This window comes from Microbulbifer yueqingensis, from assembly GCF_900100355.1.
GTDB lineage: Bacteria > Pseudomonadota > Gammaproteobacteria > Pseudomonadales > Cellvibrionaceae > Microbulbifer > Microbulbifer yueqingensis.
Genome location: NZ_FNFH01000001.1, coordinates 565,371 through 580,300 on the forward strand (window position 1 = coordinate 565,371; position 14,930 = coordinate 580,300).

A 14,930-nucleotide genomic window follows, 5' to 3' on the forward strand; every position below is an offset into this window, starting at 1 on the left:
CGCGAGTCCGTTGTACGTCAGCCGCTTAAACCAGGTCGCGGGGTATTTCCACATCCCAGTTATCGGAATAGACGCGCTTGCCGCCCTCATAGGCATCCAGTTCGGCGTGGATACGGAAATGGGAAGGCGTGGAATCGAGCACAGTGCGGGTCACCGTACGTACCTGCCAGTCGCCGCGGCGGAAGCCCCACTCCCACAGGGTCTCCCCTTTCGGCGAGCTGTAGTCGTAACCCTGGTAGCTGTACCACTCCATGGCCCTGCGCTGCATGTCCAGGCCTACCGGTTCAATGTGAACCTCGCCGTCATCGTTGGTCACTTCGAGTGTGGAGATGTCGGTCTCCAGGTCGCGGATCACGCGCCACTTGTGCTGGCCCGATTGCATCCTGCGTACCGGCAGCGGACGGGCTCCCTCGGGCGGCGGGAAACTGATGGCACGGTCCTCGGCGTCGCGGCGCGGCCTCTCGGGCAGCACCATGCGGCTGGTACCGGTAAAGAGGGTAAGCCGGACCGGCTCGGGCGCGGGCCAGGCGAGGGGGAAATAGGAGGTGGATATGGACAGCCGCAGGCGGTTGCCTGCGGGGAAGGCGTGCGCGATGTCATTGAGGGCCAGCTCTACCCGGTAGTGCTTGCCGGGCTCCAGGGGGCGGGGATCCTCCGGCCCATCGCGATGCGTCAGGTTGAGCAGGCCATAGGTTACCCGCGTCGCCTTGTCGTCAGGAGCGACATCGGACAGGCGCACCGCCAGCATCGCCACCGGCCGGCTGGCGGCGATTTCCAGCTCCAGTCGCACGGCGCCGAGAATCTCCAGCGGCCCCTTCAACCGGGGCGAATCAAATACCAGCGCACCGCCGTCTTCCTCCCGCTGGTCGTGCGGCAGGTCCGGGGTGGCGGCGTAGGAACACCACTTGCCGGCGAAAAGCCCCACCGACAGGGGGGACTGGATGCTTATCGCCGCCTCATCTACCTGGGCCGGGGACCACTCCAGCGAGCCAGGGCGGGCCAGCACCAGCGAGCGCTCATGAATCTGCGGCGATGGCCACTGGCGCTCCCCCACCCAGCGGCCCGGCCGCTCTTTGTAAAAGGTGATGGGAGGCTGGTAGTCCTGCATCCAGGCCCGTAGCATCGGCTCATCCATGATCCCGGTCTCGATTCCCTTCAGCCACTTGTCCCACCAGCGCAGGCATTCCTGCAGGAAACCGATCGCGGGACCGGGGATTCCCAGGTGGGGGTACTTGTGGCTCCAGGGCCCCACCAGGCCCAGGCGCGGCACGCGAAGATTGGCCAACAGGCGGAATACGGAATTGGTGTAGCCGTCGGCCCAGCCGGACACGGCCATCACCGGGCACTGGATGGCATCCCAGTCCTCACACACCGAGCCGTGTTGCCAGTAGCTGTCACGGCGCTGGTGACGCAGCCACTTTTCCAGCCACAGGCCACTGCCCTGCAGCCGCTGGAACCACATGTCGCGCCACCGGTCGCCCACGACCTCAGGGTCCGGCGGCAGGGAGTTGAAGCCGAACATGGTGGAAGCCCACGAGAGATTGTCCCCGAGCAGGCAGCCACCCATATGGTGCACGTCGTCTGCAAAGCGATCGTCGGTGGAGGCGACGCTCACCACCGCCTTGAGTTCGGGCGGCCTGAGCGCCGCAATCTGCAGGCCGTTGAAGCCGCCCCAGGAAATACCGATCATCCCCACATTGCCATCGCACCAGTCCTGTGCGGCAATCCACCGGATGATCTCGACCCCGTCGTCCAGCTCCCGCTGCAGGTACTCGTCTTCCAGCACCCCCTCCGAATCCCCGCTGCCGCGGAGGTCCACCCGCACGCAGGCATAACCCTGGGCGGCAAACCAGGGGTGCATGATGTCGTCCCGCGCCCGGGTGTTGTCGCGCCGGCGGTAGGGAATATATTCGAGGATGGCCGGCACCGGCGCCGATACCGCATCGTCTGGCATCCAGATCCTGGCCGCCAGCCGTGTGCCGTCACTGATGGGGATCCAGGCGTGCTCGGTTTCGCGCACCGGCCGCGGCAGGGGATCGATGATGTTCAATGCCTGCCTCCCTCCCGGATGCTGCGCGGCGGCGGCCCGAATTCGAGCGGCAGCCGCGCCACCAGCTCGCGGTAGCGGGCCTCGAGTTCCCGGTGGTCGTTGCCGCCCATGAAGATCACCCCCACCTCATAGCTGTAAACCTCCTGGCCACGCAGCTCCGACAGGCGGTCCCCCTCCCCCACCTCCATCAGGATGCGCGTGCCCGGAAATTCTGCCTCCAGCGCGGCGAGTTCAGCCGCGGAGGGAACCCGGGTGACGACGCCATCCTCGAAGCGGCGCAGCATGAACTTGGTGGAAGCGCGGTAGCGTCCCTCCCACCGCGGAAACTCGGGGCGGTGGCCCATGGCGATATCCACCGCCACCTCGTGGTGGGAGGCACCGCAGACGTCCACGAACAGGGGGCAGTGGGACTTGGAGATGCGACTGTTGACCTCCAGCAACCAGATCCGGTCGGTTTCCCGATCCCAGAAGTACTCGACGTTGAAGGGCGTATTGTCCAGCTCCAGGGCGGGAATAGTCCGCTCGGTGATTTCCACCATCCGGGCACGGACCCCGTCAGGCAGTTCGGACGGGAACTCATAACGGAGCAGGGAAGAACCCAGGGGTCCGCCCCGGATCGAATCCACCGTTCCATACACGGTCACCTTCCCCTGCTGGATATAGCCTTCCAGCGTGCACTGCCAGCCGCCGATGGGCTTCTCCAGTACACAGTAGTGGGCATCCACCTGGCGAGGGATATCGTCCGGCAGCGGCGCCAGCTCCAGCAGGTGGGCAAAGGGGGCGCCGAAACGGCGGATCCCGCGCCGCAGGCCCTCCAGGGCGATGTGCAGTTCGCGCGCGTCCGCGACGCGGTAGACCATCTGGGAAGAGAAGCCGATCGCCGGCTTGATCCAGAAGGGAAAATCCAGCTCCACCCTTCCCTCCGCCTGTGGATCGAAGGGGTCCAGGCTCTGGAAGGCGGGGATATGGTCGGGAATCACCCGCTGCTGGCGCAGCCGGCTCCAGTACTTGTGTTCGGCGATCAGGTTGGCGGCGAGGCTGGGACCGGGAAGGCCGTGATCACGGCGAAAGATGGCCAGCAGCGCGGTGGTGGGGAAATCCCAGTGGCCGATAATGGCGTCCACCGGCACCCCGGCCTCAGCCAGCTCCCGCCGTCCCCGCTCGATCATTTCCTCGATGGGATACTCCTCGGGATCCACCACCATCTCGTAGGGCAGCAGGTTGTGGAAGGCACACTGGTCCGCACCGCGAATGGTCTGCAGCTGCCGGCGGTTGAAATCATCCAGGCCGATGACAAAGACATGGGTCGTCACGCCCGCCTCTCCCTTCACTGGTTGCGCCCCGAAAACAGGAGGCCCTCAATGGGAGATTAGTCGGTTGAGCGCGGGTCTTTGTGGCGGGCTACCGATAGGCCGGCACTGACCGGAGGGTTTTCTCTGGTCACAGCCGGCCGGGCAGCCATCCGGCCGCAGCCGAATGGGGAGGGAATCTGTTGAGCTGGCCTGTAAGCCGGGTTCTGTCGAGGACAATCATTCATCTGGGATGCCTGTCACCAGACACCTCAAGCGACCTACCCGCCCTCGGTGCGGGTCACACCTGTAGAGGGCCTATTTGGTCTTGCTCCGGACGGGGTTTACCATGCCGCGGACTGTTACCAGCCGCGCGGTGCGCTCTTACCGCACCCTTTCACCCTTACCTGTGCTCCCGAAGGAGCCATCGGCGGTCTACTCTCTGCTGCACTTTCCGTAGGCTCGCGCCCCCCAGGCGTTACCTGGCGTCCCACCCTATGGAGCCCGGACTTTCCTCCATTTCCCCGAAGGGAAACAGCGATTGCCTGGCCAGCTCGCGGCGAAGAGTAATGTGGCACCGGGGGCATTGCAAGGCGGAAAGCTGATTAGGTACCGCCGCCCAGCTTACTGCCATTCGTCGCACTTTCCCGGCACTGCACCTCAGCGCGGAGCGATCAAACTTTACACACCCGAACCGCTTTAAATATCCTGTGCGACTGATCAATCACGGCAGCGGATCCGTGGTGACGCATTTCTACAGGCTTGTTGAATATGAGAATAAAAGTTCAAAATCTCGCCCTCTCTGCGCTGGTACTTGCCTCCAGCTCCATGGCGTGGGCAGCGGAGAAGGATCCCTACCTCTGGCTGGAGGAAGTCGATGGCGAGCGCGCTATCGAGTGGGTCAAGCAGCAGAATTCCCAGACCCGGGCCCGGCTGGCCGAAAGCGACCTGTACCAGTCGCTGTACAGCGATGCACTGGCGGCTCTCAATGCCGAGGACCGGCTTCCGGAGATCAGCCAGAAAGGCGACTGGCTTTACGAGAACCACCACAGTAAAGCCAATCCCCGGGGCCTGTATCGCCGAATCCGGGCCGGAGAATTCGATCGTGGCAGCGAGAAGTGGGAGACGGTGCTGGACATCGACGCACTCTCCCGCGCCGAGGGCGAGAAGTGGGTCCTCAAGGGCATGACGTGTGAGGATGAGGCCCACACCCGCTGCCTGGTTGCCCTGTCAGAGGGCGGCGGCGACGCGGTCGAGCTACGGGAATTCAATGCACGCGACAAGAAGTTCATCAAGGACGGGTTTTTCTCCCCGATGGCCAAGCAGGCGGCTGTCTGGGTCGACGCCGACCGCCTGCTGGTAGCGACTGCCGGCGCCAGCGAGGGGGCGACCAGCTCCGGCTACGCCCGCACCGCCAAGCTTTGGCAGCGCGGCGAGTCCCTCGACAAGGCCCGGACGGTACTGGAGGTCCCCCAGGAATCCGTATGGGTGAGTCCGATCTCCGTCGGCACCGGCGACAGCCGCGCGATCCTGTTGAGCGAGGGCCTGGACTTCTGGCACCAGCGTACCTTTGTCTACCGGGATGGCAAGGCGCAGCCGCTGCAGCTTCCGGAAAGTGCCGTGATCGAGGGTGCACTGGGCGAAGACCTGGTGGTGAAGCTGAACAGGGACTGGAAGGCCGACGGCAAGACCTGGCCGCTTGGCAGCCTAGTGCTGGTCTCCCTGGATTCGCTGCTCGGTGAGAAGGCCGAGGTATCCGCCCTGGTGACCCCGACCGAGAGCGAGGTGGTGGACTCTGCCGCGGTAACCGGGGCGGGCGTCCTGGTGACCATGCTCGACGACGTCAAGGGCCGGGCCTACTTCTACCGCCGCGGCAAAGACGGCTTTACCCGCACACCGATTGAGGTACCCGACAACGGCCAGCTCTCCATCGCCGCCTACGACGAGGAGAGCGGTGATACTTACCTGAGCTGGCAGAACTTCGTCACTCCGCCCACCCTCTATCGTTACCGTCCCGCGGCCGGGAAACTCACCCGTATCATGGTGCAGTCACCGACCTTTGACGGCAGCAAGTTCAAGATCGAACAGTATTTTGCCGAATCCCGCGACGGCACCCGGGTGCCCTACTTCGTGGTGATGCCAAAGGATATCGAGCTGGACGCCGATAACCCCACGCACATCTTCTCCTACGGGGGCTTCCGCAATGCCCTGCTGCCCTCCTACTCCGGCTCCTACGAGCCGCTCAACGGGGCCTACGGCAAGCTGTGGCTGGAGCGCGGCGGCGTCTACGTACTGGCGAACATCCGCGGCGGCGGTGAGTACGGCCCCGCCTGGCACGCCGCGGCCCTGCGTGAGAACCGGGTGAAGTCATTCGAGGACTTCGCCGCGGTGGCCGAGGACCTGATCGCGCGCCGCATTACCAGGCCGCAGCGCCTCAGCATCGAGGGCCGCAGCAACGGCGGGCTGCTGGTGGGCGCTAGCATGACGCGCCGGCCGGACCTGTTCAATGCGGTGATCTGCGGCGTACCGCTGCTGGACATGAAGCGCTATCACAAGCTGCTGGCCGGCGCCTCCTGGATGGGTGAATACGGCAACCCGGATACCGACGACTGGGAGTTCATCAAGGAGTATTCGCCCTACCAGAACCTGGAAGCCGACACCGAATACCCCTCCGTGTTCTTCTTCACTTCCACCCGCGATGACCGCGTGCACCCGGGCCACGCCCGCAAGATGGCGGCGCGCCTGAAGGAGATGGGCCAGAGCGTGGAATACTTCGAGAACCTGGAAGGCGGGCACAAGGGCAGTGCCACCAACGAACAGCTGGCACACCGTGTGGCACTGATGTTCGCGCACCTGTGGGCCTCGCTGGAGCCGAAAGAAAAGCCCCAGAGCTGAGCAGGCTCGCACAATCGTTCCCGCTACCTGCGGGAACGGCTGGCCCGGGTCGTCGCCAACTGCGGCGGGCCCGGGACAGTTTCCCACTCGTTTCCAATCCACCTGCCAATAGCAGTCTTTGGCCCAAGGGGTCGCGGCCAGCGGCCGCTCCTACGGCAGGCCACCAGGACTGCGATGCGCGGGTTACTTGCGCGACAGGCTCCAGTTGTAGAGCGTCTTCTTGTTGACCCCGGTGATCTCCGCGGCTACCGCCGCCGCGCGTTTGGGGGGCAGCTCGTCCAGCAGCAGCGCCATCACCCGCTCTGACTCGCTGTCCAGCTCGTCGGCCTTGCGCTTTTCCGCACCGCGCACCATCAGCACTATCTCACCACGCTGCTGGTTACTGTCGGCGCGCACCCAGGCCGCCAGCTCCGCCAGCGGCGCCAGGTGGAAGGTCTCGAAAGCCTTGGTCAGCTCCCGCGCAATCACCGCCTCGCGGTCACTGCCAAACGCATCCGCCATGGCATCCAGGGTGTCCGCCACCCGGTGCGGGGCCTCGTAGAACACCATGGTGCGCTCCTCAGCCGCCAGCTGCTCCAGGGCCCTGGCGCGGGCGCCGGCCTTTGCCGGAAGGAAGCCCTCGAAGGTAAAGCGGTCGCTGGGCAGCCCGGCCGCGCTCAGCGCCGCCACGAAGGCGCAGGCACCGGGTACCGGGACCACGCGGATGCCCCGGGCACGGGCCTCCCGAACCAGCCGGTAGCCGGGATCGGAGATCAGCGGCGTGCCGGCATCGGAAATGAGCGCCACTGTCTGGCCCTGCTCCAGCCGCTGCAGGATCCGGTTGGTGCGCTCTTCGTCCGAGTGGTCATGGTAGGCAACCAGCGGGGTATCGATATCGAAGTGGGAAAAAAGTCTCTGACTGTGACGCGTGTCTTCTGCCGCCACCAGATCGGCGCATTGTAGAACTTCAACCGCTCGCGGTACCATATCGGCCAGATTGCCGATAGGTGTCGCGACCACATATAGCGCCTGATCCGGCCCCATAGCACACTCCATATTCAAGATTTTGTGGGAGAGAGAGTATGTCCGCCCTCGACCGGCGCACGCCCCCCGTTGTCACCAGGCTTGCCGCCAGTGTGCTGGCCCTGGCCCTGGCCGCCTGCCAGACGCCGGCGCCTAAACCGGACGCCGCCAGGCCGACCGGCCCCATAACCGCCGAAGCCAGCCGCAGCACCGCCATGGACCTGCTTGAGAGCGCCAGCCAGATGCAGGGCCCCGAGCGGGACCAGCAGAAAGTCCGGGCAGCCGCCATTCTATACAGACTGGGCGACAATGCGACCGCCCGGAAGGCGCTGGATTCGGTCGAAGCGCAAAATCTGGACGACGTGCGCTACGCCGAGTACGCCCATGTATACGGCAGCGTGCTGGCAGCGCAGGACGAGTTTTTCCAGGCCCTGGACCTGGCCACTGCGCCGCGCCTGGACGGCAACTGGATGCGCCTGCCAGCGGAGACCTCGCTGTCCCTGCGCACCCTGCGCGCAGAGCTCTGGGGCCTGCTGGGCGACATCGACAGCGCCATCGAGGAGCGCCGGCAGATCGCCCACCTGGCCCGCACGCCGGAGGAGATCAGCGCCAACAACAGCGGCTTCTGGCAACTGCTGACCCAGCTGCCGTCGAGCGAGCTGCAGATGCGCGCCCGCCAGTCGGCCAACCACATGATGCGCGGGTGGTACGAGCTGGCCCTGCTGGGACGCAGCACCCAGACCGATATCAGCGCACAGCTGACGGAGTTCAGTCGCTGGCGCCAGCAGTGGCCGCGCCACACGGCCAGCATGTACCCGCCGCGGGCCATGCAACTGCTCGAACAGCTGGCCGCCCAGCGCCCCCAGCGTATCGCCCTGCTGTTGCCGCTGTCGGGCCAGCTCGGCAGTGCCGGGCAGGCGATCCACGATGGTTTCATGGCTGCCTACTACACCGCGCTGGAAGCTGGCGCGCCGACACCCGCTATCCAGGTGTACGACACCGGTAATGGCCAGCCCTTCCAGGAGATCTACCAGAGCGCCGTGGATGGCGGCGCCGAGGTGATTGTCGGCCCGCTGGACAAGGGCAAGGTAGCCAACCTGCTGGCCACGGAGACACTGCCGGTACCGACCCTGGCCCTTAACTATGGCGAAAGCGGGCGGCTGACCGATGACCTGGTGCAGTTCGGCCTGGCGGTAGAGGACGAGGCCCGCCAGGTGGCGCGCCACGCCTACCGCCAGGGCCACCGCCAGGCCCTGGTCATGGCCTCCGATGCCGGCTGGGGCCAGCGCGGTGCGCAGGCTTTCCAGGAGGAGTGGCTGCGACTGGGGGGAACGATCAGTGACCGCAAGACGTTCCACGACCGGAGTAATTTCTCGCAGATGGTCAGCGACGCGCTGCTGATCTCCGACAGCAAGTCGCGTGAGGCGGCACTGCGCCGTACCCTCGCCACGCCACTGGAGTTCACCCCGCGGCGGCGCGATGACGCCGACATGCTGTTCCTCATGGCCCAGCCGGGACAGGCACGCCAGATCAACCCCATGCTGACCTTCTTCTATGCCGCCGACCTGCCGGTGTATGCGACCTCGCAGGTATTCGAAGGCAGCGTGAACCCCCAGCGCGACCGGGATATCAATGGTATAGAATTCACCGCCCTGCCCTGGCTGTTCGAAGACGAGAACGTCACCAAGCAGAATATCGTGCGCCAGGCATCGCCCTCGCCGGCCTTCGCACGCCTGTATGCCCTGGGCGCCGATGCCTTCCGGCTCTACCCGCGCCTGCCCATGCTGCGCGAGTTCCCGCAGCAGAAGGTGCACGGCCTGACGGGCGCCCTGCGACTGAGCAGCGACGGCCGCATTGTGCGCGAGCAGATCTGGGCACGCATGAAAGAAGGCGCACCGGTGCCGGTCACCACGGCTGTTGAGCCGCGGACCGGGTCCGGCATCACGGGTATCGGCGGCGCGCAGTGAAGCTGTTTCGCCGCGCCGGCACCCCCGGGAGCATCGGTTCGCGGATGGAGGCGCGCGCGGCGGACTTCCTGCAGCAGGCAGGGTTGCGTATCGCGGCACGGAACTATCGCTGCCGCCGGGGCGAGATCGACCTGGTCGCCTGGGAGGGCGATACCCTGGTGTTCGTCGAGGTGCGTTTCCGGCGCAACAGCCACTTTGGCACGGCCGGCGCATCGGTCGACCGGCAGAAGCAGCGCAAACTACTCGCCGCTGCCGAGAGCTACCTGGTGGAACACCGGCTGGACTGCCAATGCCGCTTCGACGTGGTGGCTATTGACGGCGAAGCGGAGCAGATCGACTGGATCACCGGGGCTTTCGCCGGCGAGCCATCCTGAACAGTCAGCGGCAAGCGGGAGCACCGCCAGCAAAGGAATCTACCCAGACGGTACCCATGGAACAGAGAGTTGTAACCCTATTTCACCGCAGTCTCGAGGCGACCATGAACGCCGGCGAGATACTGGCTCCGCTGATCGCCGAAGCCAGTGAAATGATCGTGCACACGCTGCTCGAGGAGCGCAAGCTGCTGTTGTGCGGTAACGGCGTCAGCGGCGCACTGGCACAGAGCTTCTGCGCCCAGCTGGTGGGCGGTTTTGAGCGCGAGCGCCCCGGCCTGCCGGCCATTGCGCTGAGCGGGGATGCGGTCTCATTGAGTACCGTGGCCCGCAATCACGGCCGCGCGGAGTCATTCGCCCGCTCCGTACGCGCCCTGGGGCAACCGGGGGACCTGCTGGTAATCGTCAGCAACGACGGGCGCGATTCCAACCTGGTGCAGGCCATGCGTGCCGCCCGCGACCGGGATATGGGCATCCTCGCCCTGACCGGCGGCGATGGCGGCGACTGTGCAGCCCTGCTGGATAACCACGATATTGAACTGCGCGTGCCTTCCGAGGTCGCAGCCGAGGTGCACCAGGTACACCTGTTAACCATTTTCTGCTTGTGCGATCTTATCGACAGCAGCCTGTTCGGTGGCTATGAGGACTGAACCATGAAAACCAATATTTTTAACCGCAACTTCCACCTGGCCTTGGTGCTGGGCCTGGCGACTGCCCTCGGGGGCTGCGCCTCGGTGCTGGAGGCCACCCACGACGGCCCCATCCAGCAGGACCCCGGCAAGCGCTCCCTCGGCACCTACATGGATGACCAGAAGATCGAAACCGTGACCACGGTCAATATCAACAAGGCTCACCCGGACCTGAAGGCGGCCAATATCAACGTCAACGTCTTCAACGGCGTGGTCCTGCTGACCGGACAGGTCCAGGATCCCGAGATGCGCCTGCTGGCCGGCCGCACCGCGCAACAGGTGAAAAACGTGCGCCAGGTCTACAACGAGATCCAGGTGCGCGGCAATGTCTCGCTGCTTGCCAGCAGCAGCGACACCTGGCTGACCACCAAGGTCCGCAGCGCACTGCTGGCGGACAAGGAAGTGGATAGCGGCCGTATTAACGTGGTCGTCGAGAACGGCGTGGTCTACCTGATGGGCCTGCTGACCCGGCCCGAGGCTGAAATGGCTGCCGACGTCACCCGCAGCATCGGCGGGGTACAGAAAGTGGTGAAGGCAGTGGAATACGTGGACTGATCCGCGCTGCGGCGGAGAGCGTTTCCGCACCACCAATAAAAAACGGGGGCATTGCCCCCGTTTTTTATTGGCCGCGGGCGCTATTGGCCGCGAGTACCGCCCCATTCCCGGTGGGAAAGGGGCGAAGAGCGTTTTAGACCCGCTCGATAGCCACGGCAGTGGCTTCACCGCCGCCAATGCACAGGCTGGCGATACCTTTCTTCAGGCCGCGTTTCTCCAGCGCCCCCAGCAGGGTCACGAGGATACGCGCTCCGCTCGCCCCAAGCGGGTGGCCAAGCGCGCAGGCACCGCCATTCACATTGACCTTCTCGTGCGGCAGGTCGAGTTCACGCATGGCAGACATGGTGACCACGGCAAACGCCTCATTGATCTCGAACAGGTCCACGTCGGCGGTATTCCAGCCGGTTTTTTCCAGCAGATTCTGCATGGCTCCCACCGGCGCGGTGGTGAACCATTCGGGCTCCTGCGCGAACTGGGTCTGGCCACGCAGCACCGCGAGCGGCTTGAGGCCACGCGCTTTCGCCTCGCTCTCGCGCATCAGCACCAGGGCAGCCGCGCCGTCGGAAATAGAACTGGCATTGGCTGCAGTCACGGTGCCGTCCTTGCGGAAGGCCGGCTTCAGTTGCGGGATCTTGTCCGGGCGGGCGTTGCCGGGGCCCTCGTCCACGCTCACCTCGACGTCGCCGCGGCGAGAGGAGATGGTTACCGGAGTGATCTCACGCTCGAAGGCACCCTGCTCGATGGCCGCATTGGCCCGCGCCAGGGACTCCAGGGCAAAGCTGTCCTGCTCCTCGCGGGTAAACTCGTACTTGTCCGCCGTGCATTCGGCAAACTTGCCCATCAGCTGGCCGTCGTAGGCGTTTTCCAAGCCGTCCAGGAACATGTGGTCCAGCACCTGGCCGTGGCCGAGGCGCATACCGCCGCGGGCCTTCGGCAGCAGGTAAGGCGCGTTGCTCATGCTCTCCATGCCACCGGCCACGACCACTTTCGCATCGCCAACCAGCAGCGCGTCGCGGGCCATCATCACCGTCTTCATTCCCGAACCGCAAACCTTGTTCACGGTGCTGGTGGGAGTGCCCTCGGGGATACCGGCCCCCAGGGCCGCCTGGCGGGCGGGAGCCTGGCCGACACCCGCAGGCAGGACACAGCCCATCAGGACTTCGTCCACATCGCTGCCGGCGATCCCGGCATCCTCCAGCGCGGCGCGGATGGCGGCCGCCCCCAGTTGCGGAGCGGTGAGTGCAGACAGGGCACCCTGCATCGCTCCCATGGGTGTGCGCGCCATGCCGACAATGACCACTGGATCTGAAGTTACATCACTCATACGCTGCTCCGATTCTGTGCCGGCGGCAGTAACGCGCCGGCGGTCTATTTATTCCGCCCGCATTATACCCGAAGCGCCCCGCCCTGCCGCCACCTGCCCCTGGCCTGTGGCAGGCCCTCCCTGTTGCTGACACCCTGCGTACCAGTCAAGGGCATCGGGGCGCAACGACATGCTAGTATTCGCGCCACAGGAACTGAGACAACAGTGGGAACTGCAGATGGAATTTTCGGGACTTTTCTGGCTGATCGCCCTCGCCGCACTGGTTTTCTACACCGCCAGTGTTTACAACAGGCTGGTTTCACTCAAGAACCGCTATGAGAACGCTTTTGCCCAGATTGAGGTACAGCTGAAACGGCGTTACGACCTGATACCCAACCTGGTGGATACCGCCAAGGGTTACCTGAAGCACGAGCGGGACACGCTGGAGGCGGTTATCAGCGCCCGCAACAGCGCCCTCAGTGGCCTCAGGTCCGCCGCCGCCAATCCCGGCGACCCCAGGGCAATTGCGGAACTCGGGCAGGCAGAGGGGGCCCTCTCGGGCGCGCTCGGCCGGCTGAATGTGGTGATGGAAGCCTACCCCGACCTCAAGGCCAACCAGAACATGATGCAGCTCAGCGAGGAGCTGACCAGCACCGAGAACAAGGTGGCCTTCGCCCGCCAGGCCTTCAATGACTCGGTGATGAGTTACAACATCTACAAGCAGAGCTTTCCACCGGTTCTCCTCGCCGGCTTCTTCGGCCATCGCGAGGACGCCAAGCTGCTCGAGTTTGAGGACTCGGAGGAGTTCCAGGCGGCCCCGCGCGTGGAGTTTTAAATGAATTTCTTCGAGCTGCAGGACCGGGCCCGGCGAAATACGGCCGTATTGGTCGGCCTGTTCGCTACCGCCGTGCTGCTGCTGGTCGCAATCACTATCCTGCTGGCAGCCGGCATAGTGGCCTATGCCCGGGGTGAGGCCTTTTCTCCCACTTCGCTGGGACCGCTGCTGGGCTGGGATACGGTCGCCGCTATTGCCGCCACGATCGTCTCCGTCATCGTTCTGGGCAGCCTGTACAAACTGCGCCAGCTGTCTGCGGGCGGTCGTGCCGTGGCGGAGTCCCTTGGCGGTCGCAAGATCAATATTGCCCCCCGTGACGAGCTTGAACAGCGCGCCCTCAATGTCGTGGAGGAAATGTCCATCGCCTCCGGCACCCCGGTGCCGGACGTTTACGTCATCGAGGATCCGGCCATCAACGCCTTCGCCGCCGGGCAGAGCCCCGCCGATGCAGTGATCGGCCTGACCCGGGGCTGCATCGAGAGGCTCAGCCGCGACGAGCTTCAGGGGGTGGTGGCGCATGAGTTCAGCCATATTTTCAATGGCGACATGCGCCTCAACCTGCGTATCGTCGGCCTGCTGCATGGGATACTGATTATCGGCCTGCTGGGCTACTGGCTGCTGCGCGGCAGCCATGTCGGCTCCAGCAGGGACAACCGCGGGCGCGCGGCACTGCTTGGCATCGGCGCCGGGCTGATGGTGATCGGCTATACCGGCACCTTCTTCGGTAACCTGATCAAGTCCGCGGTGAGTCGCCAGCGGGAATTTCTCGCCGACGCCTCCGCCGTGCAGTTCACGCGCAATAACACCGGCATTGCCGGGGCACTGAAGAAGATTGGCGGCCACGGCGCCGGCTCGACCCTGGCATCCGGCCAGGCGGCGGAGTTCAGCCATATGTATTTTGCCGGCGGCCTGAGGAAGTCCTTCACCAACTTGTTTGCCACCCACCCGCCACTACCCGCCCGGATCCGGCGCCTGGACCCCGGCTGGAATGGTCACTTCCCGGCGGTGCGCCCGGTACCCGCGGAAGCGGAGGATACCGCAGGGAAACAGGAAGCGAGCCCACTGGCCGCGGGTATAGCGGGGGCGGCGTCCCTGGCGAGCGTGGCGGAGGCGGTGGACAATACCATCGCCAACCCGGATGAGCGCCATACCGACTACAGCCGCCGGTTACTGGGTGCGATACCTGCCCCCCTGCACCGGGCAGCCCGGGACCCATTTGCCGCCCGGGCGGTGGTCTACCGGTTGATGCTGCACCGGGACACCAGCGCGCGGGAGCAACAGCTGGGGATGCTGCGGCAGATTGCGCACCCGGCAGTAATACGGGAGCTGGAACAGCTGGAAGCGCACTTCCACCTCCTGCCTGATTGCGCCCGCCTGCCGTTGATCGATCTGTGCATCCCGGCGCTGAAGGCGCTGGCACCGCAGCAATACCAGGTATTCAAGCGCAACCTGATCAAGCTGCTGCGCAGTGATCGCCAGGTGGACCTGTGGGAGTGGGCTCTCTACCGCCTGCTGATGCACGCCCTGGAGGGCACCCCGGACCGCCAGCGGCTATCGACCGCCGGACGGGCGCGCGGCGATGCTGCATGCTTTATCCTCGCGGCCATGGCCCACGCGGGCAACAGCGATTACCTGGAAGCCAAGCGCGCTTTTGACGCGGGCCTCGGGGCGCTGCAACTCGAGCGGGTCCCCCTGCCGGCACGACGCGACATCACCCTGGCCCGGCTGGACAAGGCTGTGGCCATCGCCGCTGGCGACCAGCCACTGCGCAAGCCGCGCCTGCTGAAGGCGATGGCGGCCACCATGGCCCATGACGGGGTGGTGGCCGCGGAAGAGATCGAGTTGCTGCGGGCCGTTGCCGACAGTCTCGACTGCCCCATGCCGCCCGTTTGCCCGGAATTGATGGCAGCCACGCCCCGGGAAAAAACGGCACCCCTCCCGACTCCAGCCGACTGATACAAAAGAGCCGGCCAC

Annotated in this window: 11 protein-coding genes and 1 other RNA gene; 7 read left to right on the forward strand and 5 right to left on the reverse strand. The window is 65.2% G+C overall.

Going from position 1 to position 14,930, the window contains the following annotated elements; translation table 11 throughout:
- Window positions 1–25 precede the first annotated feature (25 nt).
- The 3 genes from BLT26_RS02490 to rnpB all read right to left on the reverse strand — a co-directional run bounded on the left by BLT26_RS02490 (window position 26) and on the right by rnpB (window position 3,896).
- Window positions 26–2,050, reverse strand: a complete 2,025-nt coding sequence (locus BLT26_RS02490; RefSeq protein ID WP_217631356.1) for a CocE/NonD family hydrolase — start codon at window positions 2,048–2,050, stop codon at window positions 26–28.
- Window positions 2,047–3,363, reverse strand: a complete 1,317-nt coding sequence (locus BLT26_RS02495; protein ID WP_217631357.1) for an ATP-grasp domain-containing protein — start codon at window positions 3,361–3,363, stop codon at window positions 2,047–2,049. The genes BLT26_RS02490 and BLT26_RS02495 overlap by 4 nt, the downstream gene beginning before the upstream one ends.
- A gap of 176 nt (window positions 3,364–3,539) precedes the next feature.
- An RNA gene (rnpB, locus tag BLT26_RS02500) (RNase P RNA component class A) lies at window positions 3,540–3,896 on the reverse strand.
- A 214-nt stretch (window positions 3,897–4,110) separates the two neighbouring features.
- Here rnpB and BLT26_RS02505 point away from each other — a divergent pair.
- Window positions 4,111–6,234, forward strand: a complete 2,124-nt coding sequence (locus BLT26_RS02505) for a prolyl oligopeptidase family serine peptidase (RefSeq protein WP_091507719.1) — start codon at window positions 4,111–4,113, stop codon at window positions 6,232–6,234.
- Window positions 6,235–6,417: 183 nt separating this feature from the next.
- Here BLT26_RS02505 and rsmI read toward each other — a convergent pair whose 3' ends face one another.
- Window positions 6,418–7,257: a 16S rRNA (cytidine(1402)-2'-O)-methyltransferase gene (gene rsmI / locus BLT26_RS02510; protein WP_091507723.1), complete on the reverse strand. Its 840-nt coding sequence runs from the start codon at window positions 7,255–7,257 to the stop codon at window positions 6,418–6,420.
- A gap of 38 nt (window positions 7,258–7,295) precedes the next feature.
- Here rsmI and BLT26_RS02515 point away from each other — a divergent pair, with 38 nt between their 5' ends.
- The 4 genes from BLT26_RS02515 to BLT26_RS02530 are packed head-to-tail and all read left to right on the forward strand — an operon-like array spanning window position 7,296 to window position 10,818.
- A complete protein-coding gene (locus BLT26_RS02515) occupies window positions 7,296–9,203 on the forward strand; it encodes a penicillin-binding protein activator (RefSeq protein WP_091507727.1) in 1,908 nt (635 codons plus the stop codon).
- A complete protein-coding gene (locus BLT26_RS02520; RefSeq protein ID WP_217631358.1) occupies window positions 9,200–9,577 on the forward strand; it encodes a YraN family protein in 378 nt (125 codons plus the stop codon). The genes BLT26_RS02515 and BLT26_RS02520 overlap by 4 nt, the downstream gene beginning before the upstream one ends.
- A gap of 56 nt (window positions 9,578–9,633) precedes the next feature.
- On the forward strand, window positions 9,634–10,224 hold the full coding sequence (locus BLT26_RS02525; RefSeq protein ID WP_091507730.1) for an SIS domain-containing protein: 591 nt from the start codon (window positions 9,634–9,636) through the stop codon (window positions 10,222–10,224).
- A 3-nt stretch (window positions 10,225–10,227) separates the two neighbouring features.
- Entirely contained in the window at window positions 10,228–10,818 is a 591-nt protein-coding gene (locus BLT26_RS02530) for a BON domain-containing protein (RefSeq protein ID WP_091507733.1), read from the forward strand.
- Between the two features lie 133 nt (window positions 10,819–10,951).
- Here the strand turns inward: BLT26_RS02530 and BLT26_RS02535 are convergent, their stop codons facing one another.
- A complete protein-coding gene (locus BLT26_RS02535; RefSeq protein WP_091507737.1) occupies window positions 10,952–12,142 on the reverse strand; it encodes an acetyl-CoA C-acyltransferase in 1,191 nt (396 codons plus the stop codon).
- Between the two features lie 217 nt (window positions 12,143–12,359).
- Between BLT26_RS02535 and BLT26_RS02540 the strand changes: the two genes are divergently transcribed.
- Together BLT26_RS02540 and BLT26_RS02545 are read left to right on the forward strand one after the other, a co-directional pair.
- Window positions 12,360–12,956, forward strand: coding sequence for a LemA family protein (locus tag BLT26_RS02540; RefSeq protein WP_091507741.1), 597 nt, complete (start codon window positions 12,360–12,362; stop codon window positions 12,954–12,956).
- Window positions 12,957–14,912, forward strand: coding sequence for a M48 family metallopeptidase (locus BLT26_RS02545; protein ID WP_091507744.1), 1,956 nt, complete (start codon window positions 12,957–12,959; stop codon window positions 14,910–14,912).
- The last annotated feature ends 18 nt before the right edge of the window (window positions 14,913–14,930 follow it).

Excerpts from the sequence above, each read along its gene's own strand:
- BLT26_RS02525 (WP_091507730.1), top strand. The coding sequence starts at position 9,634 with ATGGAACAGAGAGTTGTAACCCTATTTCACCGCAGTCTCGAGGCGACC.
- BLT26_RS02505 (WP_091507719.1), top strand. The coding sequence starts at position 4,111 with ATGAGAATAAAAGTTCAAAATCTCGCCCTCTCTGCGCTGGTACTTGCC.
- BLT26_RS02530 (WP_091507733.1), top strand. The coding sequence starts at position 10,228 with ATGAAAACCAATATTTTTAACCGCAACTTCCACCTGGCCTTGGTGCTG.
- BLT26_RS02535 (WP_091507737.1), bottom strand. The coding sequence starts at position 12,142 with ATGAGTGATGTAACTTCAGATCCAGTGGTCATTGTCGGCATGGCGCGC.
- rsmI (WP_091507723.1), bottom strand. The coding sequence starts at position 7,257 with ATGGGGCCGGATCAGGCGCTATATGTGGTCGCGACACCTATCGGCAAT.
- BLT26_RS02545 (WP_091507744.1), top strand. The coding sequence starts at position 12,957 with ATGAATTTCTTCGAGCTGCAGGACCGGGCCCGGCGAAATACGGCCGTA.
- BLT26_RS02540 (WP_091507741.1), top strand. The coding sequence starts at position 12,360 with ATGGAATTTTCGGGACTTTTCTGGCTGATCGCCCTCGCCGCACTGGTT.
- BLT26_RS02515 (WP_091507727.1), top strand. The coding sequence starts at position 7,296 with ATGTCCGCCCTCGACCGGCGCACGCCCCCCGTTGTCACCAGGCTTGCC.